This window comes from Psychrobacter sp. 1U2 (assembly GCF_051847575.1).
In genome coordinates, this window is sequence record NZ_JBPYDC010000213.1 from 1 (window position 1) to 1393 (window position 1393).

Genomic DNA, 1393 nt, shown 5'->3' on the forward strand with positions numbered 1-1393 from the left:
GGGTGTTTACCACCCAACAAGTTATAGTTTATAGTCTAATCCAAATAAAACCGATACAATCTTATTAACAATTGCATTTAATGAAATAAAAGATGACTTATTCAATAGACTATCGCAAACAGGTACTTTCTAGCATAGCTGATGGTATGACCATAAGAGAAGCTGCGCTATTTTATGGACTTAGCACCAGCACCATTCACAGCTGGCAGAAGAAATTAGCGCCTAAAACAACCAGAAATAAAGCACCGACTAAAATACCTGATGACGCCTTAATTGAAGACGTAAAAAGATACCCAGATGATTATAACTATGAAAGAGCTCGTCGCTTGAATTGTAGTAAAACGGGCATCTTTAATGCTTTAAAGCGTCTTGGTATCAGTCAAAAAAAAGACCTTGGAACATCCAAAAGCGTGTCCGATAAAAAGAGCGATATTCCAGAGTAGGCTTGATCGCTTTACTCAGCAAGGCTATCCCATTGTCTATATGGATGAAAGCGGCTTTGAGGCTGAAACCATTCGTTCTCATGGCTATGCACCGATTGGTAAACCCTGTATCGATAGCTACAACTGGCAAGCTTCGAGACGTACTAATGTCATCGGAGCTCTCTATGAAAAAATGCTATTTGCGCTTGAGTACGTTGTGAGCTATGGTGAAGAAACCGTACAAGTAAACTTAGTAAATCAATTAAGATATTTAAGTGCATATGATGATTAATAGCTATCTCGAAAATAAAAAACATATCCACGATTGTTAAAATCGATAATCCATAATACTCTTTTTTACAGCATAAGCTCGAGTATAGTCGACATTTGGATTGTTAATCTTTAAGGTTCCATGACTATCCTTATCTGCTTTTATTAATTCATGTTTTACTAAAGTTTCAATGACTGCTTTAAGAGAATAAGGTTTGCATATTTCCTCAAAAGTATTAGGTGGGATTAGAAAGACTTTATCTGATTCTCTAAAGTAGCCGGACCTACTACCAGCTACTTTTGAGATCGAAGCGCTATCATCTTCAATATTATTTTCCGAATCAGACTTTTTGGAATTCTTTAAAGATATGATCTTTTCGAACTTACTATTTGCATGTTTTTCTAAGTATAATGACAATTGTTTGACAATGTTTCTTTCTTCTTGATTTCCGTCATGCCCGTTATTCATAATCCAGTTCTCAAAGCACTCTTTTACGCCTTTCACAGCATCACCGGTCTCCCAACCAGTTATACCAGCTTCAGTTGCTATTTCACCTGCTGCTGCTAATATAGAAAATCTATCGCAGACCCGATTAGCTTGAGACTTTACCTCAGGAAAATAACTTTTAAACTCTCTCATTATCTCTTTAGCTTTCATTTTTACTTCATCTAAGTTCTCAGTTAAGTATGTAAGCCAAGCA

At 36.3% G+C, this 1393-nt stretch carries 2 protein-coding genes and 1 pseudogene; 2 read left to right on the plus strand and 1 reads right to left on the minus strand.

Annotated features, from left to right (window positions below):
• Positions 1-92 precede the first annotated feature (92 nt).
• The gene (locus tag ACS8FD_RS14575) at positions 93-443 is read left to right on the plus strand and encodes an IS630 transposase-related protein (protein ID WP_240991009.1); all 351 of its coding nucleotides are present in this window, start codon (positions 93-95) and stop codon (positions 441-443) included.
• A 40-nt stretch (positions 444-483) separates the two neighbouring features.
• Complete coding sequence (locus ACS8FD_RS14580) at positions 484-714, plus strand: hypothetical protein (RefSeq protein WP_439276385.1); 231 nt, start codon at positions 484-486, stop codon at positions 712-714.
• 36 nt (positions 715-750) lie between these two features.
• Here ACS8FD_RS14580 and ACS8FD_RS14585 read toward each other — a convergent pair.
• Positions 751-1393, minus strand: a pseudogene (locus ACS8FD_RS14585) (hypothetical protein); the annotation flags it as partial.

Bases quoted from the DNA above. Each gene is read 5' to 3' on its own strand.
- ACS8FD_RS14575 (WP_240991009.1), top strand. From the start codon at position 93: ATGACTTATTCAATAGACTATCGCAAACAGGTACTTTCTAGCATAGCT.
- ACS8FD_RS14580 (WP_439276385.1), top strand. From the start codon at position 484: ATGGATGAAAGCGGCTTTGAGGCTGAAACCATTCGTTCTCATGGCTAT.